This window comes from Bacteroidales bacterium (genome assembly GCA_012517825.1).
Lineage (GTDB): Bacteria > Bacteroidota > Bacteroidia > Bacteroidales > JAAYUG01 > JAAYUG01.
In genome coordinates this window covers 1-6,282 of sequence record JAAYUG010000081.1, presented here as the reverse complement: position 1 = coordinate 6,282, position 6,282 = coordinate 1, and the positions used below count along the sequence as shown (strand labels likewise).

5 protein-coding genes are annotated in these 6,282 nt (G+C 45.3%); 1 reads left to right on the top strand and 4 read right to left on the bottom strand.

Going from position 1 to position 6,282, the window contains the following annotated elements:
* Nucleotides 1–397: 397 nt before the first annotated feature.
* Complete coding sequence (locus GX419_05095) at nt 398–844, top strand: hypothetical protein (GenBank protein ID NLI24062.1); 447 nt, start codon at nt 398–400, stop codon at nt 842–844.
* On the opposite strand, the gene GX419_05090 is transcribed toward GX419_05095, so the two are convergent.
* The 4 genes from GX419_05090 to GX419_05075 all read right to left on the bottom strand — a co-directional run bounded on the left by GX419_05090 (nt 834) and on the right by GX419_05075 (nt 6,214).
* Complete coding sequence (locus GX419_05090; GenBank protein ID NLI24061.1) at nt 834–2,144, bottom strand: HlyD family efflux transporter periplasmic adaptor subunit; 1,311 nt, start codon at nt 2,142–2,144, stop codon at nt 834–836. The genes GX419_05095 and GX419_05090 overlap by 11 nt on opposite strands.
* Nucleotides 2,145–2,157: 13 nt before the next feature.
* The gene (locus GX419_05085) at nt 2,158–4,350 is read right to left on the bottom strand and encodes a peptidase domain-containing ABC transporter (protein ID NLI24060.1); all 2,193 of its coding nucleotides are present in this window, start codon (nt 4,348–4,350) and stop codon (nt 2,158–2,160) included.
* A gap of 214 nt (nt 4,351–4,564) precedes the next feature.
* Nucleotides 4,565–5,404: a HAMP domain-containing histidine kinase gene (locus GX419_05080; GenBank protein NLI24059.1), complete on the bottom strand. Its 840-nt coding sequence runs from the start codon at nt 5,402–5,404 to the stop codon at nt 4,565–4,567.
* A 48-nt stretch (nt 5,405–5,452) separates the two neighbouring features.
* Complete coding sequence (locus GX419_05075; protein ID NLI24058.1) at nt 5,453–6,214, bottom strand: hypothetical protein; 762 nt, start codon at nt 6,212–6,214, stop codon at nt 5,453–5,455.
* Nucleotides 6,215–6,282 lie beyond the last annotated feature (68 nt).

Genomic DNA, 6,282 nt, shown 5'->3' with positions numbered 1-6,282 from the left:
CCCAGATAAGCGGAAAACAGGAATTGTACGAGGCAATTATTAACCAGTTTATTTAGCAGGAGATACTTCAGAAAACTTTTTCCCTCATTTACAACGAAATCTTACCTATCAAAGGGTTGGCATGTGACGTCAACCCTTTTTTATATAAACCAGGATCAGTCAATAAAAACACAAAAAAACATTTATGCAACTCGTTTCTATTGACTTATCGAGGTAATCCCGGCTAATAAAATCTGAGTAGATTTTGTTAGTCCATTCGTCAATTAAGTTTTTCAATTGACGAATTCCTCTAAAAATAATTTTGCTATAGCCTGGTTGAATTTGTTAATTCACCTTACTTGGGATAAATTGCTCTGATATTTTTTTCGTATCATTGACCAAAATTTCCGGCATGTCTATGAAACGTATCCTTCCCTTATTCATTATTCTTTTTTTCCTGGGTTGCAGCAAAGACAGTGTCATGTACCGCATGACAGCTTTTATCAACGGAGATGCGTGGCAATGCATCATGCCGGTTATTGTGGTTGAAAACATGAAGCTGGTAATAACAGGCACCTCCCTTGACGGAAGAACAATAATTATTACGGTTAACGGAATCTCTCCCGGAAGATATCAGTTGTCTGCTGCAGAAGGACTTGCACAGTGCGCAGCTCTGTATAAAGCCTCCCTGCAGGTATCGGATGAAGATGCCTATGCCAGCATCGACGGGTCTATTACTCTGTCCAGCGTTGATCAGGTTAATAACAGGGTTTCAGGAACATTTCAGTTTTCCTGTTATCGCAATCTTACCGAAAGTGTAAGCATTACCCAGGGGCAAATAACCAATGCAAAAATTACTTTTTAGATGACAGCATTCTCTGCCTGTCGATTATGCTCCTCAACGGGGTAACAATGCGTTCGAGCAGGCGCCTGTCGTTCGTTATTATTTCTGCCATACCCTGCATTTCCTGACTAAAAGGGAGATAGGTGTTGTAATTGGTTTTCAGGCTGTCGGGAAGGGTAACTTCCACGTTGTACATATTGTTTGCCGGAACCAGCGAAATGTCGCGCACAATTCCTCGCACCATGCCAAACTCCAGGTAGGGATAATTATCAAATTTGATATTGACTTTCTGTCCTGTTTTGACCTTCCCCGACTTGGCCACAGGAAGCTCAATTTTGCCAATGATTTCCGTTGATCCTGCCGGCACTACGGTCATCACTCTGTCTCCCTGTGTCACAGTCTGATTAATGCTCCAGTATTTGTTAAACGAAACCTGTCCGTCAATGGGAGCTTTGATAACATAGGTCTGCTCCCACACCGAAACAGCACCTTTGAGTTTTGATGCCGCCTCAGCAAGGTCATTTTTCAGGCGCGACTGTTCCTTGACTTCCTGAAGCTGCAGATCAAGAATCTGTTGTTCTGCATCGGCAAGCTGGAGTCTGGCTTTGGTCAGCTGACTCCCTGCCTCCTCCAGTGCATAGCGTTTCTGCAAATAGGCACTCTCAGCCTTCTCAAAATCGCTGGGGGAAATTACTCCCTGCCTGAACATGGATGAATCGCGGGAAAACTGTCTTCCGGCCAATCGCATTTCCCGCTGAAGAATCCCTATCTGCTTCTGCACCTGTTTGATGTACATTTTATACTTTTCCGCTTCATCCCGGAGCAACTTAACTTTCTGACGGTAATAACCAAGGGAAACAAATGATTTATAATCCTCAAATGCCTTCAGAAACTGTGCATATTCCTGCTGAACTTCTCCCAGCTGAGGAGAAACAGGAAACCGTATTTCGGTCACAAGCGGGCTGTCGATATTTCGTATAACCGAATCGGCCAGTGAAGCCAGTGTTTCCATATCCTGCAGGGAAGCGGGATTTTCTATTACGGCCAGAATCTCTCCCGACTTTACAAAAGTTTTATCGGCTACCCTGATCTCGGCAATTTTTCCGTTCGTCCTTGCCATCAGTGGTGCCGGCGGATTGGTTGTGGTAACAACGATCCGGGAAGCAACAATGTCAGGATACCTGAAAATCCATGATCCTGCTATAAACAACAGGGTAACAATAATAATGAGCCAGGTTCCGTAACGTAAAATCCGTGGAGGAACCCGTCCAAGTATTTCCTGAACCGAAGGACTGTGTATTTCAATAGGATTCTCTTCCATAGGTCATTACATTTCAATCCATTCCTAGCTCCAGTTGGTTCTTAATCAGATGATAGTAAACTCCCTTCAGAGCCACCAGGTCTTCATGAGTACCGGTTTCAACCATTGTTCCTTTCTGCAGCACGACGATCTGATCGGCATTTCTCACGGTACTGAGACGGTGAGCCACAATCACAACCGTTTTATTTTTGAAAACCTCATTCAGGTTCTCTACAATCACTTTTTCATTTGTCGCATCCAGCGCATTGGTGGCTTCGTCAAAGAACAGATACTGCGGATTTTTGTACAATGCTCTGGCAATTAATATCCTCTGCCTCTGGCCCTGGCTGAGACCAATTCCCGATGCCCCGATTTTGGTATTATAGGCCAGGGGAAGCTCTTCAATATCAGCCCTGATATTGGCAATTTTTACGGCATACAAAAGCCTGTCTGTATCAATTTCCTCGGTTCCCAGTGCGATGTTTCGCGCAATTGTATCGGAAAACAGGAATCCATCCTGCATAACAACCCCGCACTGGCTTCTCCATGTGCGGAGATTTATATCACGGAGGGGGGTGTCGGCCACATAAATTTCGCCTTCTACCGGCCTGAAAAAGCCAAGCAGTAATTTTACAAGGGTTGTTTTGCCGCTTCCGCTGGCCCCGACAATGGCTGTCACTTTTCCGTGCGGTATGGTCAGATGAATATCCTTAAGTGCAAAGGGAGAGTGCGGACCTTCGTATTGATAAGAAACCCCTTTGAGGGTAATGGTTTTGTCGTCGGGAAGCTGTTTTAACTGCAGACCCTGTTCCTCATCTTCACTTTTCCTCAGGTGAATTTCGCCCAGTCGTTCAAGACTGATTTTAGCATCCTGCAATACATGGAAGAAATTTATGAGTTGCAGCAAGGGAGCATTAAGCTGGCCCAGAATGAACTGAACAGCCAGCATCATACCCAGCGTCATGTCACCGTGAATAACAGCCGCCGCAGAATAAAAGGTAATCAGAATGTTTTTGATTTCGTTAATGGTAAATGCACCGAAATGCTGGCGATGTGTAAGGCCCATGCTTTTTACCTGGGTATAAAACCTTCGTGCCTGCACTTCTTCCCACTCCCACCGTCTTTGTTTCTCGCATCCGTTCAGTTTGATTTCCTGCATGCCTTCAATCATCTGCACCAGCACATTCTGGTTTTCAGCCATCTGTTCAAATAACCGCTGGTCGAGTTCCCTTCGCTTCCTCATAAACATCATGATCCATCCTACAAACAGAGCACTGCCCAAGAGGAAAATCAGGAGAATGACAAGGTTGTACCAGGCAAGAACCAATGCAAAAATAACCACGCTGAAAAGCGAAAAGAGCACATTCAGCGAAGAAGTAGTCATGAATGCCTCAATGCGCCTCTGGTCAATTATGCGCTGTAACAAATCACCCGTGTTTCTGGAGTGGAAAAAGGCGATGGGCACACTCATTAATTTGATAAGGAAATCTGATACAAGAGAAATATTGATGCGGGCACTCAGATGCAGCAATATCCAGTTGCGCAGATATTCCACCGATATGCGGCTGATGAAGAGTACCAACTGAGCCAGCAAAACGAGGTATATAAAACCAATATCCTGGTTATTGATACCAACGTCGACCAGTGCCTGGGTAAGGAAAGGAAACACGAGCTGAATAAGGCTTCCGAAGAGAAGACCCAGGAGAAGCTGACCAACAAATTTTTTATGCGGCTTAAAGTAGGCCAGCAGATAAGAAAAGCCCGACTTGTCAATTTTTTCGTCTTTCCGGGCATAAAAATCAGGAGTTGGTTCCAGCAGCAGGCAAAGTCCCCGGTCCTCCCCGTCTTTTCTTGTGCTGATCCAACCTTTACGAAATTCTTCGGGTGTATATTCAACAAGACCCAGCGCAGGATCGGCCACATACACTTTGTCCTTTTTAATTTTGTAAACAACAACAAAGTGTTTCTGCTTCCAGTGGGCAATACAAGGCAGGGGAGCCTGTTCGGCCAATTGTTCGTAGCTGATCCGCACACCGGTTGCGCGCATACCTATTGTTTCGGCTGCATCGCTGATTCCCAGCATGGAAACACCTTCCCTTGTAATGTGGCAGGCATCCCTTAAAGTCTGCAGGGCATATGTTTTCCCATAGTATCGGGCAATCATTCGCAGGCATGTGGGCCCGCAATCCATGGAATCAAGCTGCTGGTAAAACGGAAATCGCGCCATATTCTCACAAAAAAGGCACCTCTTGCGAAGGTGCCTGTAAGATACAAATTAAGTGGAAATCTTAAAAAAATTATGCCCTTTTTAAACTGCCTGTTTTAAACTGCCTTATTTTCTGCTGCTGCTTTTTGTTTGCTGCCATTTATCATTCGTTGGTTTTATCCGGACTTCATCACCGGCAAGTGACGGGAAACTGCTGCTTATAACCCGTCACCTGTCAGGCGATATTTTTTTTTAACGACATCAGGAGCTGGTCGGGTTGCGCCGAAAGTTTATCGATTTTAAAGGGTAAATCGACACAGAAGGTGGATCCGCCCAATTCATTGCGGAACACACTGATCTTCCCTCCCATCAGTTCAACAAGCCCGCGCGCAATAGTCAATCCAAGGCCGGTACCGTTGAACAACTTCTCCTTCGTCGGAGCGGCTTTTGCAAACAACCCGAAAATCTGCTGCACATTTCCGGGGTCTGCCCCCACACCGCTGTCCTTAACAAAGAAACGAATGGTTTGTTCCTGTGGTATATAACATCCTAGTTCAATAACACCCCGTTCAGTAAACTTCAGGGCGTTATCCAGCAGGTTCCCCAGTACCTGCTTTAACCTCTCCTTATCATTGATGATGGTAAAATCATTGGAAGGCAGGGAAACAGACCTGAGCAGAGCAATAGCCCATTTGTCCTGCCTGCGTTTTTCAAGGTTAAAATACTGATATACTTCATCCATAATATCCGCCACAACACACGCCGAAGCACAAAGTTTGACATCCCCTGCTTCCAGCATGGCTGCGTCAATCATATTCTGAACCACCTGAAGAAGATTGTTTCCGCATTGGTTAATCTGCGTTACGTATTCTTCCTTCTCCTCCTGGGTCAGATCAGTAGTCGCCATGATCTCAGCCAACCCAAGGATAGCATGAAGCGGTGTGCGCATCTCATGGGAAATCATCGACAGGAAGGAACGTTTTAGTTCCCCGGCCTGCTTCGAAACCGCCTCCAGTTCTCCCATCAGATGCGCCAGCGTCTGCTCCAGTTCCTCATATGTCGGCTTACGGATCATGATATCATTCCTAAACAGATACACCTATATTATTAATCTTCTCAGAAATTATTTGATCTTGTTGAGAATTTCCTCGGCCTGCTTCCGGTAATATCCGTCACGGGCAACAATCTTGCTGAATTGTTTTACGGCTTTATCCCTGTTGTCGGCTACCAGATAGCATAATCCTGCATACCATTCCGCCTGTTCAATGTACAGATTGTTTTTCACATCCATAATTCGCTGAAAGGCTAAAGCCGCTGCATGATAATTCTGCAGTTCCATGTAGGATATACCAGAATAAAGGCTGGCTGCATGGTTCAGCTTGTTTTTCTGCAAAACCTGTTCGAATAAGGGAATCGCTTCAGCAAATGATCCTTTTTCGTACAATACAAGAGCATCCCGCAACAGCTTGTCCTGCGCGGCCGTGGCGCTACGAACATTCATTGTCACCTTGTACGGCTTGTAGTACATATCGTACAACTGCCGGTTGCTTACATTTCGTCCGGCTATAAACCAGGCCAGAAATCCGGTAGCCAGCATGGCAGCTATCACTGCAGCCACCAGCAACCGTTTCTTCGGCCCCCGCGCAACAGCAGGATGTTCCTTAACCTTGCGCTGTTCATAATTATGATGCGCAAATTCGAGAACCTCACGCAACATCAGAACATCTTCCTCCAAAATGGCCTCTTTCATGTTCTGATGAAAGATCAGTTCGTGCTCAAGCGTCGGATTTTTCAGCAGCTCTTTTCGAAACCACTGATCTTCTTCCGGCTCCATCTGCCCGCTCAGAAAGCGGTCAATGTGATCAGTATAATCAGTTGTTATCATGGTTGTAACATTTTATTTTCTTTTCCAAATTTTATTATTTATTGTTCCGCAATGATTGCGGAATATAT